The following is a 26,586-nucleotide window of genomic DNA, read 5'->3' on the forward strand; positions in this document are numbered from 1 at the left end:
AGTAGAAAGTCAGAAATAGAATGTACACACAATGCAGCAGCATAAGCGAATAAATCATAAGCTCAGCAATGATATTTTTATCAGTCATCAACCAAAACCAATAGTTAGGTAGGATTATTTATGTCAAACGCCCTTTCGTCCAAACCTATCTTGGTCTTTGATATTGAGACGGTTGCCGATACCGAGGCTGCCCGCCGTATTTACCCGCAATTGGCCGAGCTAAACGATGCCGATGCCTTAAGCGCATTGACGGCGCTGCGACTCCAAGAAGCGGGACATGACTTTATGCGTTTGCCGCTGCAGCGTATTGTCTGTATTTCTGCCCTTTATATTAAAGACGGTCAATTTTCTTTATTTTCTTTGACGGCAGATAAGTTTAGCGAAAAAGACATTCTGAGCAAATTTTTCCGTGCATTCAGTGATATTGAAAAGCTGCCGCAGCTGATTAGTTGGAACGGCTCAGGCTTTGATATTCCGGTGCTTATTTATCGCGCGATGCAGTATGACTTATCAGCGCCGTGGTTATTTGAAGAAGGCGAACGCATCAAAAACATGCGCTTTGATAACTATGTTAATCGTTTCCATACTCGCCATCTTGATTTGATGGACAGATTTAGCCAATACGGTGCCAGCCGCCGTGAAGCTATGGATGTCGTTGCCAGTCTTTACGGCTTACCCGGTAAAACCGATGTTGATGGCAGCATGGTTGGCGATCTGGTCAGTAATGGCGATTGGCAAACGTTGTCAATATATTGCGAATCGGATGTGATGAATACCTGGCTGATATACCTGCGCTGGTTACGGTTGACCGGTCAATTATCCTCAGCGGATTTTGATGCTTGGCAACAGCAAAGCCGTGATTATTTGGCAAATTATACCCAAGCAGATGGCAGCCCACGCCATCATGAATTTATCGCCGATTGGTCATCTGCGCCTGCACCATAGCAGACATTTTTATATAACGGACGTATTTATAAAAACGTCTTTATAAAGATGACGTTTTAACAACTAACGTCTCACCCTCATTTATCGTTATTTATCATTTATTACTTATTATTAAGGCAGGTTTATGCAACCCACCGATTCAAAAAACTCTACCATCTTAGATACCAGCCAACAGCCTAACGAGACTCAGACCATTACTATTCCGCCAAGTAAGAAAAAATCCAAGCCGTCATCAAAAACGCGGCGCCGTTTGAAAGATGCTGAGCCACTACCTTTTAATATCGATGGCTTGTCACATGATGGTCGCGGCGTTGCAGTATATGGTAATGGCTTTGGTGAAGCCGACGGTCATATCGAAGACAAACATGGCAAAAAGATTTTTGTTAGCTTTGCGCTACCGGGCGAAAGTGCCTTAGTCAAAATTACCAATAGCCGTACCAGCTTTGAAGAAGGTGATGCGGTGAGCATTACTGCCAATCCAAACCCTGAGCGCGCTGTACCGCCCTGCCCACATTTTGGTGTCTGCGGTGGCTGTAATCTGCAGCATTGGCAGCCAGAAGGTCAAATCAACTTTAAGCAATCTGTGCTTGCTGAAATGCTTATCCATCAAGCCAATGTTGAACCAGAGCATTGGCTCGCACCAGTAGTTGGCGATCGCTTAGGTTACCGTACCAAAGCACGATTGGGCGTCCGTTATGTCGCCAAAAAAGAAACCGCCTTGGTTGGTTTCCGTGAGCGCTCAAGCAACTTTTTAGCAGAGTTAAATGAGTGTCATATCTTAGACCCACGGATTGGTTTTGAGATTGAAAACTTAAAAGCACTTATTAGCACGCTCGAGAGCCGTGACAAAATTGCCCAGCTTGAACTGGCTATGGGTGAAGCAATGCCAGAACTGCCCGATGGCAATCAGCCGGTTGCGCTTATCGTGCGTAATTTAGCGCCATTATCAGATGCTGATGTCGAGAAGCTAAAAACGTTTTTTGCAGCGCGCAATTGGCAATTATATTTACAGTCAAAAGGCGCCGATAGCATTCAGCGTATTGCCTTGACGGAGAATGACGATATGAGTGAGCAGTTTGGGCGCTTATATTATCAATTACCAGAGTATGATTTGACGTTTGAGTTTATCCCAACGGACTTTACCCAAGTCAATTTATCGGTAAACCGGCAGATGACCAAGCTTGCTTGTGATTTGTTAGACTTAAAAGCTGGCGAACGCGTGCTAGATTTATTCAGTGGTTTGGGCAACTTCAGCTTACCACTAGCGCGTTTAGTCGGCGAAACGGGCTCGGTGGTCGGCGTTGAAGGCAGTGAAGCCATGACTGCGCGCGCGGCCGACAATGCTCGTCGCAACGGCATTAATAATACTGAGTTTTATAGCCAAGATTTAACCCAAGATTGCACCGATAAACCTTGGGCCAATCAGGGCTTTGATGCGTTACTCATTGACCCACCGCGTTCGGGCGCTTGGGAAATTATGCAATATCTGCCGAAATTTAACGCCGAACGTATTGTCTATGTTTCTTGCAACCCTGCTACCCTCGCCCGCGATACCAAAGCCTTATTAGAGCAAGGCTATCGTTTGACGCATGCAGGCGTGATGGATATGTTCTGTCATACCGGTCACGTTGAGTCAATCGCGCGCTTTGAAAAAGTTTCAGCTTAGCACTTGTTTTAAGCGACTAATCTTTCAAAGCATGGCTCTTTAAGCGTGGTTTTTCGAGCATGGCTTTTTAAGTGTGACATTTTAAGAAACATAACGCTCATTTTTAACCGCATCGCTTTATGCAAAAACGGATTAAGCGATAAGGTTAATAATGCTGTATGTTATCAACACCGACATGATCATTACAGAGCCTTGCTTGATTTGTCATTGCAAAATGAGATAATAATAACCAATATATTGAGGCCTTCTTAATCGAGATATCATGAGTCTTGGTACTCATGGCTCTATATGTTATTTATCTCTATCATTTTATAGCTGCTAGAAAAGGATTTTTAGCGGCTGAATTGATTTATCGCTGTTATTTGCCTATCGCAAAATTTAAGTCTGCGTGGCAAATGAGGCGCTAATCAATTTTGAATAGCTAAGAGGAGTGGGCTATGGTAAAAATTCGTGAAGGATTACCGCTGGTAGATGGACAAACCACGCAAGCCGATAGCGCAACATTGGCAGCTCAACTGGTCGCGAGCCAACGCTCGCACCAGTCTGCCAATAGCTATGCCCAAATTCCACTCGATATCAAACATCAGCTTGCTACTCACAAGCTGCACACCACTTTTGATCGCTCTGCTCAGTATGCTTATCATAGCCATGACCCTAATCTTAAAGATGAGTATTTGGAAAATCAGCTTCTTGATGACAGCTCTACGCTTTCAGAAAAAGAGCTTGAAGCGATTGATTTAGATCAAATAAATATCGACGTCCCCACTTGGCTTGATAATGTCGCCAAGCGTATCGGTCAAGAGTCTGTACCCAATCTTGCCGCTGCTTGCGAGTTTATCCGCAGTCACATGAATACCAGTGAATCTGAGCGCTCAGGCGCTTACGTCACGGGTATTGCGATGACCGATATTTTGACTTACCTTTATCAAGATGAAGATGCGCTCGTCGCAGCGATGCTCTATCGTAGCGCCCGTAAATCGATTATCAGCTTAACTGAAATTGAAAAAAAATTCGGTGCTGATATCTCAACCTTGGTCAAAGATACTTTGGCGATGGGTAAGCTGTCCGAGATTATCGAAAGCAATAAGCGCTTAGAAGATCATTTTGTTAATAATCAGCGTGATCAGCTATCGAATATTTATAGCATGCTTATCTCCGTCACCAATGATGTACGCGTCGTGCTGATTAAATTGGCTGAGCGGACCTTTGCCATGCGCGAATTGACCTTTTCTAGTGAAGAGCGGCAACACCGTGTCGCGCGCGAGGTCATGACTATTTATGCGCCATTGGCTCATAGGCTTGGTATTGCTCAGCTAAAATGGGAGCTTGAAGATTTAGCCTTCCGCTATCTTGCTCCTGAGCGCTATAAAGAGATTGCGCGGCTATTATCAGAAAAACGTAGCGAACGTGAGTCTTACATTCAGCGCGTACAAGATAAGCTCAATGCAGCCTTAGCAGAAGCCGGTATCGAAGCCGAGGTTTCAGGGCGCGTTAAGCATATCTACTCTATTTACCGAAAAATGAAGCTCAAAGGCTTGTCCTTTGATCAGCTTTATGACATTCGCGCGCTGCGCGTTTTGGTCACCAATCCTTCGGATTGCTATCACGTTTTGGGATTGGTACACGGCTTATGGCGCTATATTCCTGAGCAGTTCGACGACTATATTACCAATCCAAAATCTAACGGTTATCGCTCGCTACATACGGCGGTCATTGCCGAAAATAAATCGCTTGAAGTACAAATTCGTACGCATGAGATGCACTTTGAAGCCGAGCTTGGCATGTGCGCGCATGTCAACTACAAAGAAGGCTTGAAGAACAAAAAGGATAATTACCTTAACCAAAGAATCAGCTCATTACGGCAACTGCTTTCTATCAATAATGAGACGCGCAATCAGCCGCGTTCAGCCTTATTAACCGGCGAAGAATTAGAAGAAATCGAGTTTGACGAAGAAGAGCAATTGGTTGATTTTGACGAGCTCGAGCGTATTTATATCTTTAGTCGTGATGGCGATATCACTGAGCTGCCAAAAGGCGCGACGGTACTGGATTTTGCCTATTATGTACATACGCAAGTTGGTAACCGTGCCCAAGCAGCGCGCGTCAATCAGCGTTATGTGCCGCTAACTTATCAGTTAAAGACGGGCGAACAAGTAGAGATTATTACCAAAGCATCGCGTGAGCCGAACCGCGATTGGCTGGTCGCCTCGCTTGGTTATATTCATACCAATCGCGCGCGCTCAAAACTGCGTCAGTGGTTTAATAAGCAAGACCGCGATAAGAATATTGAGATAGGTCGCCAAATGCTTAGCAAAGAGCTTGAGCGTTTATCGGTTCATCCAAACAGTATCGATTTAAACGACTATACGCAGCATTTTAATGTCAATAATACCGATGACATTGTCGTCGGCTTGGTGACCGGCGATATTGGTCTTAACCAGCTGACCAGTCATATTTCTCGTCAGCTACACCTAGAACCGGAAAGACCGGAAGACGACTTTACCCCTAGCATTGACACTAGAGATGCCGGGAAACTCGATGCCTATAAAATTCATATCGATGGTTTGGATAATATCGAGATTAACCTAGCAGGCTGCTGTCATCCCGTCCACGGTGAACCTATCGCAGGCTATATTACTTTGTCACGCGGCGTCAGCGTTCATAATCGCGGCTGCCCTGAATACCTACGCTTGATTGAGCGCGACCCTGAACGCGAAATTGATGCTGCTTGGACGGTTAAATCGGGTCGTTATCAACCGGTAGATATTCATGTAGAAGCTTATGACAGACGCGGGTTACTGCGCGATTTGACCCAAATTATTGATAAAGAAAACGTCAATATCCGTCAAGTTGAAACGTTAAGTAATGATGACAATATTGCCTTTTTAAAGTTTCATATTGAAGTTTCGGGGCTGGCCCATTTATCCAAACTACTGGCCAAACTTGAGCAGCAGCATGGTATCTTACATGCGCGCCGCGCGGTTGCCTGACAGTTAAGCTAGCACAATTTTCCAAGAACACCTTTAATCCATAATAGAGTTTTCATAAGAAATACTATGCCTGAGTTACCCGAAGTAGAAACCACCAAAACCAGCCTTACGCCGCTATTAGGTCAGCAAGTCACCAATGTCAAAGTCTTCCAACCAAAACTACGCTGGTCGATGCCTGATGATTTGACTCAACTGGTTGATTACACTTTGGATAGCGTCGAGCGCCGAGCAAAGTATTTAATTCTGAATTTTATACCCCTCGTTTCTGCGAATACCAACGCCTCTATCCAACCTGAGCAATTAGCCCCGCGGCAACTGTTGATTCATTTGGGTATGTCAGGTAGCTTACAGCAACACAGCTATGGCACTGATAAGCGTAAACACGATCATTTGGTGGTGACTTTTAGCGGCACTGATGATAGCCAAACACAGCTACATTATTATGATCCAAGGCGCTTTGGCTCGGTGTTATGGTTTGATGATTATGGCCCTAAGCTACTAGATCATTTGGGTCCTGAGCCATTATCAGCAGAATTTACCGCTGATTATTTATATCATTTAATTCAACGTTCAAATAATCCAAATCCAACCCCTAATGACAGTATCGTTAATCAAAGCAGCACTAATCAAAGCAACCCTAAAAAAGCGACGGCCAATAAAACACCTAACAAGCAACCAATCAAACGCGCTATTAAATCCGTCATTATGGAACAACAAATCGTTGTCGGCGTTGGCAATATTTATGCGACTGAAAGTCTTTACTTATCAGGCATTCATCCTGCAACGCCCGCTCATCAAGTTTCCTATGAGCAAATAGTTATTTTGGTTGACCATATCAAAGCAATTTTAAAAAAGGCGATAACCCTTGGCGGTTCCACCTTACGGGATTTTACCGTTGCTAGCGGCCAAACGGGTTATTTTCAGCAAACTTTAAATGTCTACGGCAGACAAGGTGAAACTTGTCCACACTGTAACACACTATTAGAAAACATTAAGCTTAATGGACGTGCCAGTGTTTTTTGCCCTGCCTGTCAGCCAATCAATAGTAAATAATCCCTGCTTAATAAGACTATACAGGTTTAAAGCAATATCATTGCTCAGTTACTTTAAAATGCCTATTTATAGTCCTACCTAAACTCATTTAGCATGACTCATAATAAAAAAACGCTCTGCTAATACAGATATCCTGCGCATTTTTGTTGCTTATTAGCCTACATCTTGCTTTAATAGTGCTAATACTTACATAAATAGTGCAGACCGTTTATTTATCTGTAATATTAAGAATAACTATCGTTGTCGCCTTATTTCTATAGGGAATTTGTCTCTGTGTGGAAATAGCAGCAGCTATTAATCATACTACTTATGAGTTTTAGGATATTATTATGAGTGCTCCAGCTAACATGAAACGCACCGCTAAATATAAGTTACTGACCATGATGGCAAGCGTAAGCTTAATTTTTGCTAGCATGCAACCCGCTTTAGCAGCGATAGAAATTGACGAAACTGATTTTGGCCCTTCTTACGAGACCATGGCAGTAGACACGATTGTCGGTAAACCACTACAATTGGTAGCTGCGGTAGCGGGAACTGCCGCCTATATCGTAAGCTTACCCTTCTCGCTGATTGGAGGCAATGCAGATCAAGCACAGCAAAAGTTATTCGTTGAGCCATGGGATGCAATGGGACGCTGCTTAGGCTGTACGGTTGCTGAAGACAATTACTATAAATCACAAGTCGTTGATAATAATGTCGTGCGTATTGTTGTCGATCGTCCTTCAGAGATTCTAATTAATACCAATGACTATGTAGTAGTTACGCCATAAGTTATAAGCATCGAGCTTATCAATCGACAATAAAAAAGGCTAACTTCTCGTTAGCCTTTTTTATTGTCGTAAATAAATGATATGATTTTATTTCGTAATGTGAGTATTGCTCAGCTTAGCACTAATCTCACGAAGCAATTGCACCTCTTCTGACGGATCTTCTATTGCTTCTTCTACCTCGTCTTCACGGCGTAATCTATTCACCATTTTTACCATCATAAAGATAATAAACGCTAAAATCAGGAAGTTAATCAATACAGTGATAAAACTACCATAGGCCAATACTGGCACACCTGCCTCTTTAAGCGCATCGTAAGTCATGCCAACGCCTGCAGGTGCATCGCCTAACATGAAAAACATATTTTTAAAGTTGATTTCGCCGCCCGCAATAAAAGCGACGATAGGCATAATAATGTCTTCAACTAAAGAGGTCGTGATGGTCGCAAAAGCGCCGCCAATGATGACACCGACCGCTAGGTCCATCACATTACCTTTTACAGCAAATTCTTTAAACTCAGATACCATACTCATAATATCACTCCTCAAAAGTCTTATCTATGGTCAGATAAACAGCCGAATAGTTAATCTCATTTAGAGACCGTTTCTTAAAAACCGTTTCTTAAAAACCACCTCTTAAAAATCACGTTTTAAGGGCAGCGTATTAAAAATGACGTAAGAAATTCTAAACAAACCAATCCAATTGATTAGCCGTAGTATTATATATAAAAAACAGGCATAAAAAAAGCAATATAAAGTGAACCATATTCGACTCACTATATACTGCTGATTATAACTCTGACTTAATATAAATAAAGGAGATCTTTACCAATATCAAATACTTCTCTCAATTCTTAACAAAATGTATGATTAATATCATTTTTTGTCAATAATTAAGCACCTTTCTTACGACCGTGACGCTTACGCTCACTCTCAGTCAAGTAGCGCTTACGAAGACGAATGGCCTTCGGTGTTACTTCTACTAGCTCGTCATCTTGAATAAATTCAAGTGCCTGCTCAAGGGTAAACTTAACCGCTGGCGTTAGGGTTAGCGCTTCATCAGTACCACTGGCACGGACGTTGGTCAACTGCTTAGCAGTCGTTGGGTTAACTGCCATGTCGTCGTTACGCGAGTTCAAACCAACGATCATACCTTCGTATACTTCTAGTTGTGGCTCAGCGAACAACTTACCGCGTTTTTGTAGGTTAAATAGCGCAAAACCTAGGCAAACACCCTTCGCCATAGAAACCAAGACACCATTAGAGCGAGCACCAACATCACCAACTTTCTGTGGGCCGTAATGTGAGAAGCTTGAGGTCATGATACCTGTACCTGAAGTTAAGGTTAGGAACTCAGAACGGAAACCAATCAAACCACGTGCTGGCATTGTCGCTTCGATACGCATACGACCTTTACCATCAAGCTCCATATTGGTCATCTCGCCTTTACGCAAGCCAACCTGCTCCATGATAGGACCTTGATGCGCGTCTTCGATATCAAAAACAACGTTTTCATATGGCTCTTGTAGCTTACCGTCAACTTCTTTAACGATAACTTCTGGGCCTGAAACACCCATCTCAAAACCTTCACGGCGCATGTTTTCAATCAATACAGACAGATGAAGCTCACCACGACCTGATACTTTAAATTTATCAGGAGACTCAGTGTCTTCTACACGTAGTGCCACGTTATGAATCAATTCACGCTCAAGACGCTCACGAATATTACGTGAGGTCACAAATTTACCTTCACGACCAGCAAACGGTGAATTGTTTACTTGAAAATTCATAGATACGGTTGGCTCATCGACAGTCAATGCTGGCAACGCTTCAACAGCGCTAGGATCACAAATTGTATCTGAGATATTAAGCGCATCGATACCAGTAATACAAACGATATCACCCGCTTGTGCATCTTCTACATCAATACGATCAAGACCATGATAGCCCATAATTTTTAGAATACGGCCATTACGAGTATCGCCATTTTTATCAATGACAGTTACTGGTGTATTGGTCTTTACTTTACCGCGCTGGATACGGCCAATACCGATAACACCAACGAAGCTGTTGTAATCAAGGCTAGAGATTTGCATACGGAATGGCGCTTCAGCATCAACTTGAGGAGGCTGAACCACATCAACGATAGTTTTAAACAGCGGCGTCATATCGTCCGCTAAGTTGTCTGCTTCTAAGCCAGCAATACCATTCAATGCTGAGGCATAAACAACTGGAAAATCTAATTGCTCATCTGTCGCACCAAGGTTATCAAACAAATCAAAAATCTGATCCATTACCCAATCAGGGCGTGAACCTGGACGGTCAATCTTGTTAATAACAACAATCGGTTTTAGACCTTGCTCGAATGCTTTTTGAGTCACAAAACGTGTCTGTGGCATCGGGCCGTCAACGCCGTCAACGACTAATAGTACGCAGTCAACCATTGACATAACACGTTCAACTTCACCACCAAAATCGGCATGACCTGGGGTATCAACAATGTTAATACGGTATTCAGTGCCATCAGTATCATCTGTCCAGCGGATGGCTGTATTTTTTGCCAAGATGGTAATACCACGCTCTTGCTCAATATCACCTGAATCCATTGCACGTTCAGCAATGTTTGCACGATCGCCAAAAGTACCAGATTGATGTAATAGCTTATCAACCAAAGTGGTTTTACCGTGGTCAACGTGGGCAATAATTGCAATGTTACGCAGGTGTTTGATATCGTTCGCCATATAAAATGCTCGTTTCGTCTTAAAAAAATGCAGTAGCAGTTAGCACCGCTGGATAAACTGTTACCACCAACCAAATAGACATGATTATTTTATGATTAAATGATTGCGCAATAGGCACAATCGATTAATATTATTAAAATCAAAGACCTATGCTGGTAAATCCATCGTACAGATAGCTATGCTAATGTACACTTTGTCAATTTACAAAGTGTTTGGGTCGTTAGTATAACATTATTGCATCATGATTTTATGCAATAACTTACTTTTCTCAACACATAAATAAAAAAAAGCCACCCAAAGGGTGACTTTTTTTGTAACTAATTACATTATAACATAATTAGTAGCTATTACTTATTGAACAACCATATCTTTAGTTTGTTCAACAGTCATGGTTTTGTCACCAGTGATGATGGCATATACACGACGGTTCATAGCGCGACCTTCTTCAGTGTTGTTGTCAGCGATTGGTTGGTCATAACCATAACCAACTGTTGATAGACGGTTTGGTGCGATACCAAATTCGTTAGTCAACATAGATTTCACTGCAACAGCACGAGCTTCAGATAGACGTTGGTTGTAACGTGCTGAAGGACCAGTTTTAGAAGCATGACCTTCTACGCGTGCTGTAGAGTTAGGATACTCACGCATCTTCTCTGCTACTTTAGCGATTTCTGGTTTGTATTGGTTTTTGATAGCCGATTTGTCGTTATCAAAGAATACACGTAGTTCCATTTTCAGTTCATCAGTAATATCTACTGGTACTGGGCAACCGCGCTCATCAACCACCACGTTCATTGGAGTGCCTGGGCATGCATCGATGCTATCAGGTACGCCATCACCGTCAGAGTCAAGATCAGACTCAACAACAACGATTGGTGGAGTTACTACGTTAGGCTCTTCCATTGGTGGAACAGCTACTGTAGGTGCTAAATGACCACCTAGTACAACTTCTAGACCGGCCAAAGCCATGCCTTCCCACCAGTTTTGGTCAAAGTTATGAATCGCACGAGCTTCACCACGTAGGCTTAGCGCATCATTGATACGATACATAGCACCTAGACCTAGGTTACCGATAGTATCTTTAGTACTTGTAACTTCGTTACCAGAAGCATCTTCGATTTCGATTTTAGATTGACCAGCACCAACTAATGCATATGGTTTAAATGCGTTATCAGTGTAGCCACTGAACTCTTCAAAACCGATCAAGAAGTTACCAGAAATCATTTCTTGTTCTGTATCTAAAGTTCTACCTAAGCTACTGATAGCATCAGTATTAGATACACCATACTCAACTTGGAACTGAGTAGAAGGCGTTAGTTCAATACCGAGTGCTGCACCAGTATATAAACCATTTTCTTTATAAAAGTTTTCGCCGCTTCCATTATAGTTTTCTAATAGCTCACGTTGCTCATCATCAGCGCCTTCGCTGTAATGATAACCAAGTAGTAATGGGCTAATAGTAACACCAGCGTTTGCTGCTAGTGGGGCCGCTGTGATGGCAAACAATGCCAAAGCAATTTTATTTAATTTCATGAACTTCCTCCAAAGGATAATTTTAGTAATGCGTTAAGCAAAACCGCTTCTCAAGATGGCTGAAAATAGACATCATTTACGAATTTGAAATTACAAAGCAAAACCAATTAAGAAGTAGCTTAGCGATTATCAATTCAGTTTACAACTTTTTTCGTTAACCAGCTACACATTATTACACGATAATGTCATAACTAAAACACATTAGCCAGCTTAACTTACTGAGAACTAACACACTTTACGCTTTTTATCTTTTGTATGTTAGGTCGCAATAGGTGATGAAACGAATCATACCTATTGTTTGGGTTTATTTTAATACAAAACCTTAGTTTTCTCTATTGATAAAACTGCTCATTCACGAATTGAAACATTTTTTGACAGTAGACATATATTTAGTTTATATTTGCATTAATAAACATTTTTTCACTATTTAGCTAAGCACTTGAAGCTTAATGAAATATTATATACATCAATAATCTAGATTACGCATGATGCTGAATGTTAATAGTTAAGTATAAGCTGAACGTTATTATTGATACTAAAAATATTGACACTAGAAATCCTTGCTCAATGACCTCTCATATATTGCCATACCTCTTATATAGGTAGCAGTTCATCATGATGGAATCATATCAAGTCTTATCCGACAGACAAAAGCAATTTCAGCCAAATAATGAGCAGGGTTTTACTTTAGTAGAATTGATCGTCACAATCGCGGTTTTAGCTATCTTAACAATGATTGCGACGCCTTATATCCTAGAGCAATTAGCTCGTATGGAAGCGAAACGTATTGAAAGTCAAATCAGAAATACGCTGACATTAGCAAAAGCTGAAAGTTATATCAGAAGACAAGACTTGCTGGTTTGCCTGTCTAACAACGGTGCTATCTGCGATAGAGACAGTTATAAGCAGTTATTATTATTCTTAGATAGAAACAATAATAAAAATTTTGATTTAGGGGTCGACGACTTGCTAGAAGAACAAGCCTTAGAGCCTAAATACAGTACATTATATTTACGTGTGGGAGATAAGCGCCATTACACTAAATTCTGGGGCGATAGCGGTAAGCCGCGCGGCCACTTCGGACATTTTAAATACTGTCCGACCTCTACCTACAATCATACCATGTATCAAATCTCGTTCAGTCAAGGTGGCCGCGTTACTTATAAGCCTAATGCGAGCTACCCTACTGATTGCGGAAAGTAAAAAACGATAAGGTTAAAATAATTAAGCACTTTCATGCATAGCATTTTTCATCATAATCACCGCCTGCTCTAATCCAATAAAGACGGCATCGGCAATAAGGGCATGTCCAATATTTAGCTCATATATACCGTCAATTTGGGCAATCGCACGGACATTCTCACGCGTGAGACCATGGCCTGCATTAATCAGCATATTGCTATTAGCATCTTGGGCTGTCTGCACGGCTTCTTTAATCCGCGTAAGTTCAGCATTCATCTTATCGATGTTACCGGCCAGACCTGCCTCAGCATAGGCGCCTGTATGTAGTTCAACCGCATCGGCACCGCAGGTTACCGCTGCAGCAATTTGCTTAGCTTCTGGATCAATAAACAAAGAGACTTTAATGCCGACTGCTTGTAACTTGGCGATATAATCCGTCAACCAAGGCATCTGCCCTGCGACATCAAGCCCGCCTTCAGTAGTCAACTCAGCACGCTTCTCTGGCACTAAGCATACCCAAAATGGCTTGACCTTGCGAGCAATCTCAAGCATCTCAGTCGTTGCTGCCATCTCTAAATTCATTCTTGTGGTCAGCTGCTCGGCAATCTCGTACACATCGGTATCTTGAATATGACGACGGTCTTCACGCAAATGAATCGTGATGCCATCTGCCCCTGCTTGCTCACATAACAGAGCGGCTACCAATGGGCTTGGATAGTTGACACCTCGTGCTTGGCGTAAAGTCGCTACATGGTCAATATTGACCCCTAATAGAGGTTTTTTTAAGCTGCTCTCCAAGGTTTCCGTTAAGTTAGCTGCCTGTACTACCGTTGTGTTAATCATAAAAAATCCTTTCAATAATATCCAGATCATTTACTAAAAAGTGGGGTATAAAACCTTTATAAACCCTGGGATTGATAGCGCTGTTGCTGCTGCCAAAGCAAACGACTTTGTAATGGTTGGTAATCAAGCAGATGATCAATCAGTTGTCGATGTAAACGCGACCAAGTATTGAGCGTAACAGCAGATATGCCCTCCTCTACCATCACTAAAACCTCACTACCTTTAAAAACAGTTTGCGCTATTGCGGTTGCGTTATCATCATTATGAACAATCGCTACCAAGCCCACATCAGGCAAGAAGCGATACATGGCATTGGATTCAATAGGCTGATCTAGACTGTCATGTTTTAACGTTAAAGCAAAGCCCAACTCATTAAACAAATAGGTCTCAAATTGGCGCAAACACAAACGCAACTCGTCCGCAGTTAAAGGTTGCTTAAGCTGGTATAGGCTGTTTTGATAGTGTTGCCATAATACTGGCATAGGATCTTCAGTAGGTAGTAGCCGCCATAATATCTCATTCAAGTAAAGGGCAGCATACTGATGTTGCCCACTAATACTCTCGTGGTGCAACGCTTCTGCTAGGTTTGCCTGACTATCCTCTAGCTCTAAAAAATCTTGTGTTACAGAACCTTGAATTGAGCTTAATGGCGCAATATTAATCTGACTGAATGTTTTTAAATCGCGTTTACCAGTTGCAAAAAGTTGCAGTGGCATAAAGAGCGGCGCGCCTTTTTTGCCAATCCCATGGATAACCCCATGTTGCTGAGAAAATAAATAGTATAAGGCGCGTTTTTCTTGGTAAGGACGCTGATGTAATAAATAACCGATTAACGCTTCGTTACGCATGGATTATTACCTCAGCAATGATGATATAAATGCATGGCGGCATAAATATATGATATGACACCATGCCATTTCTGTTAAAGCGCTATTAATATCCTAAACTGGTCAAAGCACGCTCATCATCAGACCAACCACGCTTCACTTTTACCCACAGTGTTAACATGATTTTCTTATCAAACAGCTGTTCCATATCTTTACGCGCATCCATGCCCACTTGCTTGATACGCTGACCTTTATCACCAATGACGATTGCTTTTTGCCCACTGCGCTCGACATAAATGGTCGCATCGATAAAGGTACAAGCTTTACGTGGACGACCAGTTTTTGGGTCTATATGCGCCGCTTCGTCTTTAAAACCATCAATCTGTACCGTTAAATCGTATGGTACTTCATCGCCCGCACTACGCATGATTTTTTCGCGGATAATTTCACTGGTTAAAAAGCGCTCTGAGCGATCGGTAATCTGTTCAGTATCATAGATAGGATCAGCGATTGGCAAATGTGAGGCAATCACTTCTTGCAAACGATCTAAGTTTTGATTTTTCAAAGCAGAAACAGGGACAATATCAGCAAAATCGAAACTGTCACTAAAGGTTTCGATCAGTGGCAACACGCTGCCTTTATCTTTTAAAGTATCGGCTTTGTTAATCACCAATACCACGGTCAGATTGGTATCGCCAAGTTTTTGTAGTGTTAATAAGTCATCATCACGCCATTGATCTGAATCAACAACAAATAAGACCAAGTCAACATCAACCAACGCAGACACCGCGGCTTTATTCATGCGCTCATTGATAGCACGCACTTCATTGCGATGAATACCTGGGGTATCAACAAACACCGCTTGCATCTCATCGTTAGATAAAATACCGTGAATACGATGGCGAGTCGTTTGTGGTTTACGCGAGGTGATAGACAGTTTTTGACCCAACAAGTGGTTCATCAAGGTTGATTTACCCACATTCGGGCGACCAACAATGGCGACGTAACCAGTTTTAAAACCATCAACCATATGGGCATGGTTATTTGGTGAAAAGAACTCTTCGATAGCCGTGTCATTTTCTAGCGCGTTGTCTTCTATTGCGTTACTTTCTAATGAGTGGTTTTCTAACATAGCATCTTTTGTGCTATCAACATTTAGCTTAGTATCATTTAATCTAGCGTTATTTGATTCAGCATGGTTTTGGGTTGAACTGGCATTGGTGTTTTCGGTCATATTTTTGGCATTATCTTCATTATTTAATGGCAAGTCGTTGTGATTGCTCATGGGTTAATCCTATGGAGGTTGTCATCAGTCACGCCACTTAATTGCTGGTTTGAATTAAAGCGGCATAAATCTGATCATGTTAAGAATATTTGGTATTTCGAATAATCATTTATTGAAACAAGCGAAAACTTAGTATTTAGAAAACTTAGTATTTAGAAAATGAACTTTAAAAAATTTGTATAAAACACGTTTGAAAAATTAGCTATGAGCGTTTTTTAGGCTGACCTGGCAATTTATGCAATTGATTAATCATCAGCTCTGCCGCTTTTTGCTCAGCGATACGGCGACTTTCGCCCGATTCAGTAATATCAGGACAGTTATTAATATTTACCTGACAGCGCACCACAAAAATTTGATGCGGGGCATTGCCACGGGTTTCCATCAGCTCATAATGCGGCAAATCAAACTGCTTAGATTGCAACCATTCTTGTAAGCGGCTTTTAGCATCTTTGAGCGCTTTTTGATCATTAACATTATCAATGAGGTCACCATACCAAGAAAGCACGCAATCACGGGTAATATCCATATCTTGGCTGTCTAGATAAATCGCCCCAATCAATGACTCGACAGCATCCGCTAGGATAGAAGCACGATTACGCCCGCCACCTTTACGCTCACCGACTCCCAATATCAATTGATTAGAAAGCTCTAGGTTTTGCGCAATAATAACCAGCGATTCTTGCCTGACTAAAGTTGCGCGCATACGGGTCAGCCGACCTTCGTTTTGCGTCGGATAACGGTGATATAACGCTTCACCGACTATCATACCTAGTAACGCGTCACCCAAAAACTCTAAACGCTCATAGTTTTTCTTACTATCAAACGAGCGATGGGTGAGCGCCAGCTTAGGCAAACTCAAATCATTAAACACATAACCCAACTTGCGCGTTAATATCGCTAACCGTTGAATAAATTCTGAGCTAATAATAAGCGTGTCATCAGACATGCTACTTTTTTGGTGATTAGGAACCGCCTGAGGATACTGCGAAGTTGGTTTCATGCGTGGTTTGTGATTATCCCTTTTGTTGCATTAATGAATATGAAATATGACGAACTGGTGCTGCATTAAAATCTATTAAATTTATTAAAAAAGTAAATATCAGCTAACAACCTTTGTTTTTCTAAGATGTAGAATGGTCATTATTCGGCTGTGGTTGCATCAATGTCGCCTTCGAAGCGATTAACGATATCGACATTACCAAAAAGTTTATTGGTGACTTCATACTGCTTATGAATAGCCAACTGCCCTGTTTTTTTATCTGTAAAGGTAAAAACCTCTTCTGCTTTGGTATCATAATTGGCATTAATAGACAGCTGTTTATTGACACGTTCAACAAACTGTTTGGCTGTTTCTTTATTGGCGTTGGATTCTTTAAGCTGCGCACTTAACGTTTTAGTCAGCTGATAATCACCAATCTGCGCCGGTACGATAGCGACAATCAATTTGGCAGCCACACCCAAAACGATAATGATAAAAACAACACTAGTGACACTAGCACCGCGCTGCGAAGACAAACCAGATAATTGATGCACTATAATACCTCTCAAAGGGTAAATTACTTAAGTTGCTATAGATAAACCGCTACCTTTTCAAAAACTGTATTTTAATCTTACTTAATAACACAGTTTCTAAATCGATATGTCTAAGTCAGTTAGCAGTTTATTAGATAGGCATAATATTAGCACAAACTATTATCGGTAAATCAATCTTTAGCGCATCGATGAGATCAATCAATACTACCATTACGTTTAAAGGTCGGTAAGTTAAGACCGGGTGGCTTATGCATCCATATATAGACCGCTTTACCCGCTAAATTGTCATCAGGAACAAAGCCCCAAAAACGCCCATCAGCACTACGATCGCGGTTATCACCCATCACAAAGTAATGACCTTCTGGTACGTTGATACGCCATTCTGTCCCTTCAGAACTTACTACTTCTGGCGATTCTTGCTGTAAAAATGGCGCATATTGTGCACTATTCATATCAGGTAAGTAGCGAACCAAGTGTTTGTTATCCCCTTGAATCTCTTCAAAGTACTGCGCTGCGTTTTCTTCTTGTTGACCCATTTGTATAGCATTATCTTCCGTCAAGACTTGGCCTGGTGCAACTTGTCCTGCTGGATATAACTGTGAGGTCAGCTCAGCATCGGCATCAAAGTTTACCGCTTTGGTAGGAATTGGCGTGTCGTTAATCGCTAGCGTACCTTGATTATAACTGACGGTATCACCCGGCAGACCAATGACGCGCTTAATATAATAAATACTTGGATTTTCAGGATAGCGAAACACCGCCACATCGCCATGTTCAGGCGCGCCTGTATCAAGCACCTTATTATAAGTGAGCGGCAGGCGCACACCGTAAGCGTATTTATTGACCGCGATAAAGTCACCGGTGTATAAAGTCGGTACCATAGATGATGAAGGAATATTAAATGGCTCAATCAAGAACGAGCGCACAATTAATACCACCGCTAACACAGGGAAAAAGTCATACGCCCAGCGCACCAGCAAACTTTCTTGACCGCGGCCTCGTGTTTTACGTTGTTTGAGCGTCAGCTTGTCTAATAGCCAAATAATACCTAAACCAATGGTTAAAGGTACTAAAATCAAATTAAAATCAAAATCCATACTTATTTGCCTATTAGCGAGCTACTTATCTGCCAGTCTTTATTAATAAATGAGCTATTAAAAAAGATATTAAGACAGATGACGTTTGATCATTTATCGGTGATTTATTCAACTTGCAAAACGGCTAAGAAGGCTTCTTGTGGAATCTCCACATTACCCACTTGCTTCATACGTTTTTTACCGGCTTTCTGTTTTGAGAGTAGTTTTTTCTTACGCGAAACGTCGCCACCATAACACTTGGCTAAGACGTCTTTACGCATGGCTTTTACCGTACTACGGCCGATAATTTGACTGCCAATTGCGGCCTGAATCGCTACATCAAACATCTGACGTGGAATCAGCTCTTTCATTTTGCCAACCAATGCGTTACCACGGTAACGCGCTTGGTCTTGGTGCACAATCATCGCTAATGCATCGACTTTCTCGCCATTAATCAGCACGTCAACTTTGACCAATTTATCCACCTGATAACGCTCGAAGTTGTAATCCAGCGACGCAAAACCGCGCGATACGGATTTTAGGCGGTCAAAGAAGTCCATGACCACCTCGCCCATCGGGATATCAAAAATCAGCTGTACTTGACGGCCCATAAAACGCATATCGACCTGTACACCACGGCGCTCGATACAAAGCGTCATCACGTTACCCAAGTAATCTTGCGGTACTAAAATCTGACAGCGCGCAATTGGCTCACGGAACTCTTCGATATTATTTGGCTCAGGCAATCTTGATGGATTATCGACATAGATTATTTCGCCGTTCTTCTTTTCAATCTCATAAATAACCGATGGCGCCGTAGTGATTAAATCCAAGTCATATTCGCGCTCTAAGCGCTCTTGGATAATCTCCATATGCAGCATACCTAAGAAGCCACAGCGGAAACCAAAGCCGAGTGCATCAGAAGTATCAGGCTCAAAGAATAATGAGGCATCATTAATCTGTAGTTTTTGCAGCGCTTCGCGGAATTTTTCAAAATCGCTAGAATCAACTGGGAACATACCCGAATAAACTTGCGGGGTAATCTGTTTAAAACCAGGAATACGCTCAACATCAGGGGTCTTGGAATGGGTAATCGTATCACCCACGGGAGCGCCTGCAATGTCTTTAATACCGGCAATGATAAAGCCAACTTCACCAGCTTCTAAAATCCCTGTATCTAAAGGCTTCGGCGTAAAGACACCAATCGAGCTGACCAAATGCGCTTCTTTGGTCGATAAGATATAAATCTTATCGCCTTTTTTGACCGTTCCTTCACGGACACGCACGAGTGAGACCACGCCTAAATAACTGTCAAACCATGAATCGATAATCAATGCTTGGAGCGGCGCCTCACGATCGCCGGTTGGCGCAGGAATAAACTCGACCAAGGCTTCTAGCAGCTTATCGACGCCAAGACCAGATTTCGCTGATACGCGCGGCGCATCAACGGCGTCAATCCCGATGATGTCTTCAATTTCTTGAATAACACGTTCGGGCTCAACTTGTGGCAGGTCAATTTTATTAAGAACCGCCATTACCTCTAAGCCTTGGTCAACGGCGGTATAGCAGTTGGCCACTGATTGCGCTTCTACCCCTTGCGCAGCATCAACGACCAATAGCGCACCTTCACAAGCGGCTAATGAGCGTGATACTTCATATGAAAAATCGACGTGACCGGGCGTATCAATAAAGTTCAGCTGATAACGCTCACCGTTAGGATGGTCATAAAACAAGGTCACGGACTGGGCTTTAATAGTGATGCCGCGCTCACGCTCAATGTCCATAGAATCGAGGACCTGCGCCTGCATTTCACGGTCTTGCAAGGCACCGCACATCTGAATAAAACGATCGGCAAGGGTCGACTTGCCATGATCAATGTGGGCAATAATAGAAAAGTTACGAATATTGGCTAATGCAGTCACAAAGCGCCTACTAAATAATGGAGGATTGAATAACGAAAATAAATGCTGTCAGATAGAATCAATACAATGCTTACTAATACTTCGTATCAGCCAATACGCCAATAGTGTCGTAATAAGTAAAGAAATTATTGATGCTAAGGTAAAAGCTCATGGCGCTTATTACTACTTACTAACTCAATTGGTCAGTGATTAATACGCGCATGCATGTGAGGGTATTCTAGCAGTTTTCCACTGTAAAGTAAGGCGATTTTATTAGCAAGATGTTGCGTGATACATGACGGCAATCGAGCATGATTAAAATACAAAAATACTTGCTCATCGAGAAGTAAGATAAAGCTCGCTGAACTAGACGCCACTTGGCAAAAATCAGGCAAAAAAAAACCAATCACAGAATGATTGGCATTTTTAATACTGCTAGTCTTACTATAAATGGTGGCGATGAAGAGACTTGAACTCTTGACCTCACGATTATGAGTCATGCGCTCTAACCAGCTGAGCTACATCGCCATTTAAGGCTCGGTATAATACCGATAGAGATGACTATCGTCAACCCCTAATTATCGTTTTTTTGCAAAAAATAGAAATTTAATTCAAATTAATGGCAAATATACATAATACTAACGATAAAAACGAACAATAAAAAAGTTGGTAGACCGATAAGCCGGGTTCTGTCGTGGACGATCATTCCTCTAGGCGTATCATCGCTGATACGCTCAAGCAACCTACCCGCATCGAACGCGGGCCGCGCCATGCCGATGCCTATTTGGTCTTGCTACGCGTGGAGTTTACCATGCCGTGAACTGTTGCCAGCCACGCGGTGCGCTCTTACCGCACCCTTTCACCCTTACCGATAATGTCTTGCGACACTAAAGGCGGTCTACTCTCTGCTGCACTGGTCGTCAAGTTACCCTGCCCAGCCGTTAGCTGGCACGCTGCCCTATGTAGCCCGGACTTTCCTCCCCTGCGCATCTGTTGCCAGTGTGCAGCGGCGATCGTCTAGTCTACCAAGCGCGCTAGTATAGCAAACCTAAAGGCTGCGTGGGGATGTCTTTTGTGCTTATTTTGATTTTATACCAAATAATTCAAATAATGGCTTCAATAAAATGCTGCGGTAATATTAAATCACCATTCACTTCTTCTTCAAACTTATTTTTATCTTGGCGTGACAGCTGTAACCAATGGGCATTTGGATAATGTTGCGCTAAGTAGTTTTTTAAATAATCAATCGTGCTATTAGCTATTTGCTTATCCGTCTGGGCAGCAGTATCATGAATATGGTTATAAATAACGCTATGTACCGTTAAGCCACGCGCGTTAATCGCCTCTAAACTCAGCAAGGTATGATTGATACTACCAAGCCGACCTGATGTGACTAGAATAACTGGATAACCTTGAGTGGCAATATAATCTAAAGTTAATAGCTGCTCAGTAATAGGCACAAGCAAGCCGCCTGCGCCCTCTAATAGCACCACGTCGTAGCTTTGTTGCAATTGCTGCGTAGATTTGGTGATTGTTTCAGGGTCTAAAACGGACTTGGCAAGTTTCACTGTCAAATGCGGCGATGCTGGCTTCTCATAACGATACGGACACGTTGTAAAATCAAAATCACAAGGCTGCAGCGCCATGCCCATTAATTGACGATGAGTAACAACATCATCGGCAATATTCATCTCACCAGTATCACAATTGACGCTAACACCTGTTTGTACCAGCTTTTGAGTAATGACTTTAATGCCTTGCTGCATCAGAGCTTTTGCTATCATGCCTGTGGCGTAAGTCTTGCCAATCTCGGTATCAATGCCGGATATAAATAGCACTCTCATAGCGAGGCTCTATTGGTCGTAGAAGTTTGATTCAAATAAGCAGTGACGACGGTTAGTAGCGCTTGGCATAACGTCGCCAGCTCATCGTCAGTAATCACGTAAGGTGGCATGATATAGACCAATTTACCGAATGGTCGCACCCAAATACCATTGTCAATCAATAAGGATTGAAAAACTGGCATTTCAACGGCTGTCTCTAGCTCAATCACAGCAACGGCGCCCAAACAACGTACTTCTTTAACGCCATCTAACGTCTCTGCAGGGGCGAGCTGTTGTTCCATCACGGCGTGCATATTTGCCGTACACGCTTCGATATCGTAGGACAGAATTAAATCAATCGATGCACAAGCAACGGCACAGGCTAGCGGATTACCCATAAAAGTCGGACCATGCATGAGCGCCGGATAAGCACTGTCATGAATGGTATCAGCGACTTTGCGCGTACATAAAGTCGCCGCAAAAGTCATATAGCCACCTGTAAGCGCTTTACCAATGGTCATAACATCAGGGCTAATATTGGCATGTTCGCAAGCAAACAGCTTGCCACTACGACCAAAGCCTGTCGCGATTTCATCAGCAATCAGCAGCACGTTATGCTCATCACACAGCTGGCGCAACAGTCGCAGATATTCCGGACTATAAAAGCGCATCCCGCCTGCGCCTTGAATGATAGGCTCAATAATAAAACCAGCAAGCTGATGGCTATGTTTAGCAAAAAATGCCGTTAATTCATCACGCTCATTTTGTGTTAGCTCGCGCTCAAACCCTAAGGGCGGTGCAGGCACGAAATGCTGCAAAGGCAATTGCTTGCCATACAGGCTATGCATGCCAGCAAGCGGGTCACAAACACTCATTGCATGCCATGTATCACCATAATAGCCTGACTGGGTCGAGGCAAACTGGCACTTTTGCGGATGCTTGGCAGCAATTTGATATTGCAACGCCATTTTTAATGCCACTTCGACGGCAATGCTACCGCTATCGGCATAAAATATCGCATCCAGTCCAGCAGGAACGATAGCTAGCAGCTTTTTGCCTAAATCTATCGCTGGCTGATGGGTCAAACCGCCAAACATCACATGCGCCATCTTACCCAACTGTTCAATCATCGCTGCATTTAACTTGGGGTGATTATAGCCATGTACACTCGCCCACCATGACGACATACCGTCAATCAGGCGTGTGCCATCTTTAGTGACGATATAAATACCTTCGGCATGGTCGATAACGATATTTGGATAGGTGGGCGGCAAGCTGGCATAAGGATGCCAAAGGTGTTGCTGGTCGAAGTCGCTGGTAGCAGTACTGACAGTCATAGTACGCTCGCAAACGACAAGTATTTGCTTTCAAAAAAGCGTATGGCAAGTTGAATATCCGTATTCGTCATATTATTCCTAGTTTTTAGCACTTTCATATATCGATAACATAATCTGCAACGCATTACTGACCGGTAATACGTTTGTATTTGGCGAGCAAATCACTCTCATTTTCGACATGGTTTGGGTCATGAGGAATGCAGTCAACCGGACAGATGACCACGCATTGCGGCTCATCAAAGTGACCGACGCATTCGGTGCATAAATCAGGGTCAATGACATAGATATCATCGCCCTCTGAGATAGCTTCATTGGGGCAAGCAGGCTCGCAGACATCACAATTGATGCATTCATCGGTAATTAATAACGCCATAAACTGCTCCTTATTTGCTAGCAGCTGATAATAAATGAGTACATTCGTTGTTTACTACTAAACTCAATCTTTAACATTCAGCCAATATTGAATGCTCACTTAGGGGTTAGTTCTGTAGTAAATGCTCAACTTAGTGAATATTCAGCTAAATATTAACTACTGAGTTTTTGTATAAAGGCTTCTGAGACGCATGGTGGCACAAACTTGGTCACATCACCGCCAAGCTTGGCAATCTCACGAATCATGGTTGATGAGATAAACGAGTAATTCTGTGATGGGGTTAAAAATACCGCTTCAAAGTTTTCATCAAGCTCGCGGTTCATATTGGCAAGCTGAAACTCGTATTCAAAGTCTGACATGGCTCGCAAGCCGCGCAATACCGCCGTGGCGTTCTTTTCGCGCATAAAGTCGACCAGCAAACCTTCAAAACCAATCACCGACACTTGCGGCAAATCAGCAAATACGGTCTCGACCAAGGCAACGCGCTCCTCAAAGTCGAACAATGGCTTTTTATGGTGTCCTGAGGCAACCGCAATGACCACCTCGTCGAACAGTTTCGTCGCCCGTTTAACCAAGTCGACATGACCATTGGTAATAGGATCAAAGGTACCAGGGTATAAAATCTTAGTATGCAGTTTTGAAGAAGTAGCAGAAAGGCTCATAACAGGACTAATATGGTTAATGGTAATGCCCCATATGCTAGCAAATTTTACTCAAACTTAATACTTATCTGCTACATTTGTCCTAACAGTCGATTTACCTTTTCGCCGTCTGCTTTGCTACAATAGGCGGTTCGACTCATCCCTTTTGCTCCGCTTGATTTGCCATGCTCGATATGACAAACCAGCATGACAAAAAAAATCCCTATTAAAGAGTTAGGATGAGGAATAGTTAGACTGGGACACTGTATGTTGAAGCGATACGAGAACAAGATATCCAAAAACAATATATTAAAGTCCTTATGGAGAAATTATGTCAAAAAAATCAAAAAAACCTGACAATCAAATTTGCGCCAATAAAAAAGCTCGTCATGAGTATTTTATTGAAGAGACGTTTGAGGCAGGTCTATCGTTACAAGGTTGGGAAGTGAAGGCCATTCGCGCCGGTAAAATGACCATTACTGAAGCGTATATTATCTTTCGTAATAATGAGGCGTTTTTGTTTGGTGCCCATATTCAGCCGCTGCTCTCAAGCTCAACGCATGTGAGCCCTGATAGCATTCGTACCCGTAAGCTGCTGCTCAATCGCCGTGAAATCGAAAAACTCATGGGTGCGGTCAATCAAAAAGGCTATGCTTGTGTGCCGTTATCTTGCTACTGGAAAAACTCTCTGGTGAAATGCCAAATTGCCTTAGCCTTAGGTAAAAAACAGCATGATAAACGTAAAACCCTTAAAGACCGCGACTGGGAACGTGATAAGCAGCGCGGCTTTAAACAGCATTTAGATTAAAAGACGCTATCAGCGATTGATGTTAATCTAATGTAAAAAGGACGATTCAGCTTATTGTTGAATCGTCCTTTTTTATTTGGCAAATAAGTTAAATCAATCAATTTAGTGCATCTATTTTCAAACCGTTTGGGCTGTTTTATCAAACTGCGACTGCTTATGAGCGCGGCGTAATTGACGGATACCATGCACAATTAAACAAGCTATACCCAGCCATATCAAACCATAGCTATAAATCATCGCTGACTCAAAAGGATTGCCCAATATCGTAATGGCCAAGATAAATAATAAAGCGGGCTCTATATAACTCATCATGCCATAGACATTGACGGGGAGCATTTGACTGGCATCGACATTGGTTTTCATCGCAATCACACTAAGCACGCCAAGTCCTGCCAGCATCATGATAAAAAATCCCGAACCGCCAACTATTTCTAAACTGCTCGGCGCAATGAATAATAAATAGGCTAGCGCAAACGGTGCAAAGATGGTCAAATCTACCAACAATCCAGTAATCGCGCCAATACCTTGCAAGCGGCGCAAAATATAATAAATAGGATAGCTGCCGCAAACCCATAACGTCGCCCACGATATGCTTTGGGTGCGCACAATCTCACTGCCCACACCGACAGCGGCAAATGCAACCGCCAACCATTGCAGACGGCTTAATTTCTCGCCAAACAAGACGCAGCCAAATATAACCATCATCAGTGGAAACAGAAAATAACCCATTGCCGTTTGTACGCCTTGGCCATTTACTGGTGCCCACATAAACAGCCAAAACTGGCTGAGGAATATCGGTGTTGGCAATAATAACCACGCCCATTGCTTAAGGGTTCGGAGCGCTCTCAACTTATTAATATGCAAACCCAAACGCCCACTAATCACAAGATAGCCGATTAGCGCGGCCCACATTGCCAGCATCCGCCAGATAAAGACTTGTGTACCAGATAACGGCGCTAAAAAACTGCTATAGACGTAAAGCACGCCAAACAACATATTTGATAATATCGCCAACGCCACGCCCATGATTAGCGTGCGCTGTTGTTTGCTGCCAGCTGTCCACACCGCAGGCAAAGGCAGACGCGAAACCGTATTGTCTAACGTATTAGCAAAAACATGAGATAGCGTTGAGTGAGACATAATAAACACCGTAAATATAAATAAATATTAGATAAACCAATTGCTTTTTATTTTGCTTGCCAGCTTGGATGAGTACGGTGTATTTTACGGTGGTGTAACGAGAAATTATCTCTATATAGACA

22 protein-coding genes, 1 tRNA gene and 1 other RNA gene are annotated in these 26,586 nt (G+C 42.5%); 7 read left to right on the forward strand and 17 right to left on the reverse strand.

From position 1 onward, the window contains the following. Nucleotides 1-120: 120 nt before the first annotated feature. From JMX50_RS11710 to JMX50_RS11730, 5 genes are all read left to right on the forward strand, one after another. Nucleotides 121-945 (forward strand): 3'-5' exonuclease, encoded by an 825-nt coding sequence (locus JMX50_RS11710; protein ID WP_201619867.1) that lies wholly within the window; start codon nucleotides 121-123, stop codon nucleotides 943-945. Nucleotides 946-1,069: 124 nt separating this feature from the next. Then, complete coding sequence (gene rlmD / locus JMX50_RS11715) at nucleotides 1,070-2,611, forward strand: 23S rRNA (uracil(1939)-C(5))-methyltransferase RlmD (protein ID WP_201629642.1); 1,542 nt, start codon at nucleotides 1,070-1,072, stop codon at nucleotides 2,609-2,611. A 437-nt stretch (nucleotides 2,612-3,048) separates the two neighbouring features. Continuing rightward, nucleotides 3,049-5,601, forward strand: a complete 2,553-nt coding sequence (locus JMX50_RS11720) for a RelA/SpoT family protein (RefSeq protein ID WP_201629643.1) — start codon at nucleotides 3,049-3,051, stop codon at nucleotides 5,599-5,601. Nucleotides 5,602-5,667: 66 nt separating this feature from the next. After that, nucleotides 5,668-6,654 (forward strand): bifunctional DNA-formamidopyrimidine glycosylase/DNA-(apurinic or apyrimidinic site) lyase, encoded by a 987-nt coding sequence (gene mutM / locus JMX50_RS11725; protein ID WP_201629644.1) that lies wholly within the window; start codon nucleotides 5,668-5,670, stop codon nucleotides 6,652-6,654. A 329-nt stretch (nucleotides 6,655-6,983) separates the two neighbouring features. Next, complete coding sequence (locus tag JMX50_RS11730; protein WP_201619863.1) at nucleotides 6,984-7,424, forward strand: hypothetical protein; 441 nt, start codon at nucleotides 6,984-6,986, stop codon at nucleotides 7,422-7,424. Between the two features lie 87 nt (nucleotides 7,425-7,511). On the opposite strand, the gene mscL is transcribed toward JMX50_RS11730, so the two are convergent. The 3 genes from mscL to JMX50_RS11745 all read right to left on the reverse strand — a co-directional run bounded on the left by mscL (nucleotide 7,512) and on the right by JMX50_RS11745 (nucleotide 11,695). Beyond that, the gene (mscL, locus tag JMX50_RS11735; RefSeq protein ID WP_201629646.1) at nucleotides 7,512-7,955 is read right to left on the reverse strand and encodes a large conductance mechanosensitive channel protein MscL; all 444 of its coding nucleotides are present in this window, start codon (nucleotides 7,953-7,955) and stop codon (nucleotides 7,512-7,514) included. A gap of 359 nt (nucleotides 7,956-8,314) precedes the next feature. Beyond that, nucleotides 8,315-10,162 carry a translational GTPase TypA gene (gene typA, locus JMX50_RS11740; RefSeq protein WP_201562223.1) on the reverse strand — a complete coding sequence of 616 codons (1,848 nt, stop codon included), beginning with the start codon at nucleotides 10,160-10,162 and terminating at the stop codon, nucleotides 8,315-8,317. A gap of 351 nt (nucleotides 10,163-10,513) precedes the next feature. Continuing rightward, a complete protein-coding gene (locus JMX50_RS11745; RefSeq protein ID WP_201625074.1) occupies nucleotides 10,514-11,695 on the reverse strand; it encodes an OmpA family protein in 1,182 nt (393 codons plus the stop codon). Between the two features lie 615 nt (nucleotides 11,696-12,310). Between JMX50_RS11745 and JMX50_RS11750 the strand changes: the two genes are divergently transcribed. Continuing rightward, entirely contained in the window at nucleotides 12,311-12,898 is a 588-nt protein-coding gene (locus tag JMX50_RS11750) for a Tfp pilus assembly protein FimT/FimU (protein ID WP_201629647.1), read from the forward strand. Nucleotides 12,899-12,919: 21 nt separating this feature from the next. Here the strand turns inward: JMX50_RS11750 and JMX50_RS11755 are convergent, their stop codons facing one another. The 13 genes from JMX50_RS11755 to coaD form a co-directional block, all read right to left on the reverse strand. Then, entirely contained in the window at nucleotides 12,920-13,720 is an 801-nt protein-coding gene (locus JMX50_RS11755; RefSeq protein ID WP_201629649.1) for a pyridoxine 5'-phosphate synthase, read from the reverse strand. Nucleotides 13,721-13,776: 56 nt separating this feature from the next. Continuing rightward, the gene (gene recO, locus JMX50_RS11760; RefSeq protein ID WP_201629650.1) at nucleotides 13,777-14,568 is read right to left on the reverse strand and encodes a DNA repair protein RecO; all 792 of its coding nucleotides are present in this window, start codon (nucleotides 14,566-14,568) and stop codon (nucleotides 13,777-13,779) included. Nucleotides 14,569-14,653: 85 nt separating this feature from the next. After that, nucleotides 14,654-15,832: a GTPase Era gene (gene era / locus JMX50_RS11765; RefSeq protein ID WP_201629652.1), complete on the reverse strand. Its 1,179-nt coding sequence runs from the start codon at nucleotides 15,830-15,832 to the stop codon at nucleotides 14,654-14,656. A 202-nt stretch (nucleotides 15,833-16,034) separates the two neighbouring features. Beyond that, on the reverse strand, nucleotides 16,035-16,832 hold the full coding sequence (gene rnc / locus JMX50_RS11770; protein WP_183619926.1) for a ribonuclease III: 798 nt from the start codon (nucleotides 16,830-16,832) through the stop codon (nucleotides 16,035-16,037). A 140-nt stretch (nucleotides 16,833-16,972) separates the two neighbouring features. Beyond that, complete coding sequence (locus tag JMX50_RS11775) at nucleotides 16,973-17,365, reverse strand: DUF4845 domain-containing protein (protein WP_227671043.1); 393 nt, start codon at nucleotides 17,363-17,365, stop codon at nucleotides 16,973-16,975. A gap of 194 nt (nucleotides 17,366-17,559) precedes the next feature. Beyond that, nucleotides 17,560-18,462 carry a signal peptidase I gene (gene lepB, locus JMX50_RS11780; protein ID WP_201629654.1) on the reverse strand — a complete coding sequence of 301 codons (903 nt, stop codon included), beginning with the start codon at nucleotides 18,460-18,462 and terminating at the stop codon, nucleotides 17,560-17,562. A 104-nt stretch (nucleotides 18,463-18,566) separates the two neighbouring features. After that, nucleotides 18,567-20,363, reverse strand: a complete 1,797-nt coding sequence (gene lepA / locus JMX50_RS11785) for a translation elongation factor 4 (protein ID WP_201562237.1) — start codon at nucleotides 20,361-20,363, stop codon at nucleotides 18,567-18,569. A gap of 430 nt (nucleotides 20,364-20,793) precedes the next feature. Next, nucleotides 20,794-20,870, reverse strand: a tRNA-Met gene (locus tag JMX50_RS11790). A gap of 134 nt (nucleotides 20,871-21,004) precedes the next feature. Beyond that, nucleotides 21,005-21,371, reverse strand: an RNA gene (gene rnpB, locus JMX50_RS11795) — RNase P RNA component class A. Nucleotides 21,372-21,445: 74 nt separating this feature from the next. Continuing rightward, a complete protein-coding gene (bioD, locus tag JMX50_RS11800) occupies nucleotides 21,446-22,186 on the reverse strand; it encodes a dethiobiotin synthase (RefSeq protein WP_201629656.1) in 741 nt (246 codons plus the stop codon). Continuing rightward, the gene (gene bioA / locus JMX50_RS11805) at nucleotides 22,183-23,502 is read right to left on the reverse strand and encodes an adenosylmethionine--8-amino-7-oxononanoate transaminase (RefSeq protein WP_201629658.1); all 1,320 of its coding nucleotides are present in this window, start codon (nucleotides 23,500-23,502) and stop codon (nucleotides 22,183-22,185) included. The genes bioD and bioA overlap by 4 nt, the downstream gene beginning before the upstream one ends. A 124-nt stretch (nucleotides 23,503-23,626) precedes the next feature. After that, entirely contained in the window at nucleotides 23,627-23,875 is a 249-nt protein-coding gene (locus JMX50_RS11810; protein WP_201562243.1) for a YfhL family 4Fe-4S dicluster ferredoxin, read from the reverse strand. Nucleotides 23,876-24,027: 152 nt separating this feature from the next. Next, nucleotides 24,028-24,537, reverse strand: coding sequence for a pantetheine-phosphate adenylyltransferase (coaD, locus tag JMX50_RS11815; RefSeq protein WP_201629661.1), 510 nt, complete (start codon nucleotides 24,535-24,537; stop codon nucleotides 24,028-24,030). A 310-nt stretch (nucleotides 24,538-24,847) separates the two neighbouring features. Here coaD and smpB point away from each other — a divergent pair, with 310 nt between their 5' ends. Continuing rightward, entirely contained in the window at nucleotides 24,848-25,324 is a 477-nt protein-coding gene (gene smpB, locus JMX50_RS11820) for an SsrA-binding protein SmpB (protein ID WP_201562247.1), read from the forward strand. A 117-nt stretch (nucleotides 25,325-25,441) separates the two neighbouring features. Here the strand turns inward: smpB and rarD are convergent, their stop codons facing one another. After that, a complete protein-coding gene (gene rarD, locus JMX50_RS11825; protein WP_201629664.1) occupies nucleotides 25,442-26,464 on the reverse strand; it encodes an EamA family transporter RarD in 1,023 nt (340 codons plus the stop codon). Nucleotides 26,465-26,586 lie beyond the last annotated feature (122 nt).

Origin of the sequence: Psychrobacter maritimus, assembly GCF_904846345.1 — a bacterium.
In the GTDB taxonomy this organism is placed as follows: domain Bacteria; phylum Pseudomonadota; class Gammaproteobacteria; order Pseudomonadales; family Moraxellaceae; genus Psychrobacter; species Psychrobacter maritimus.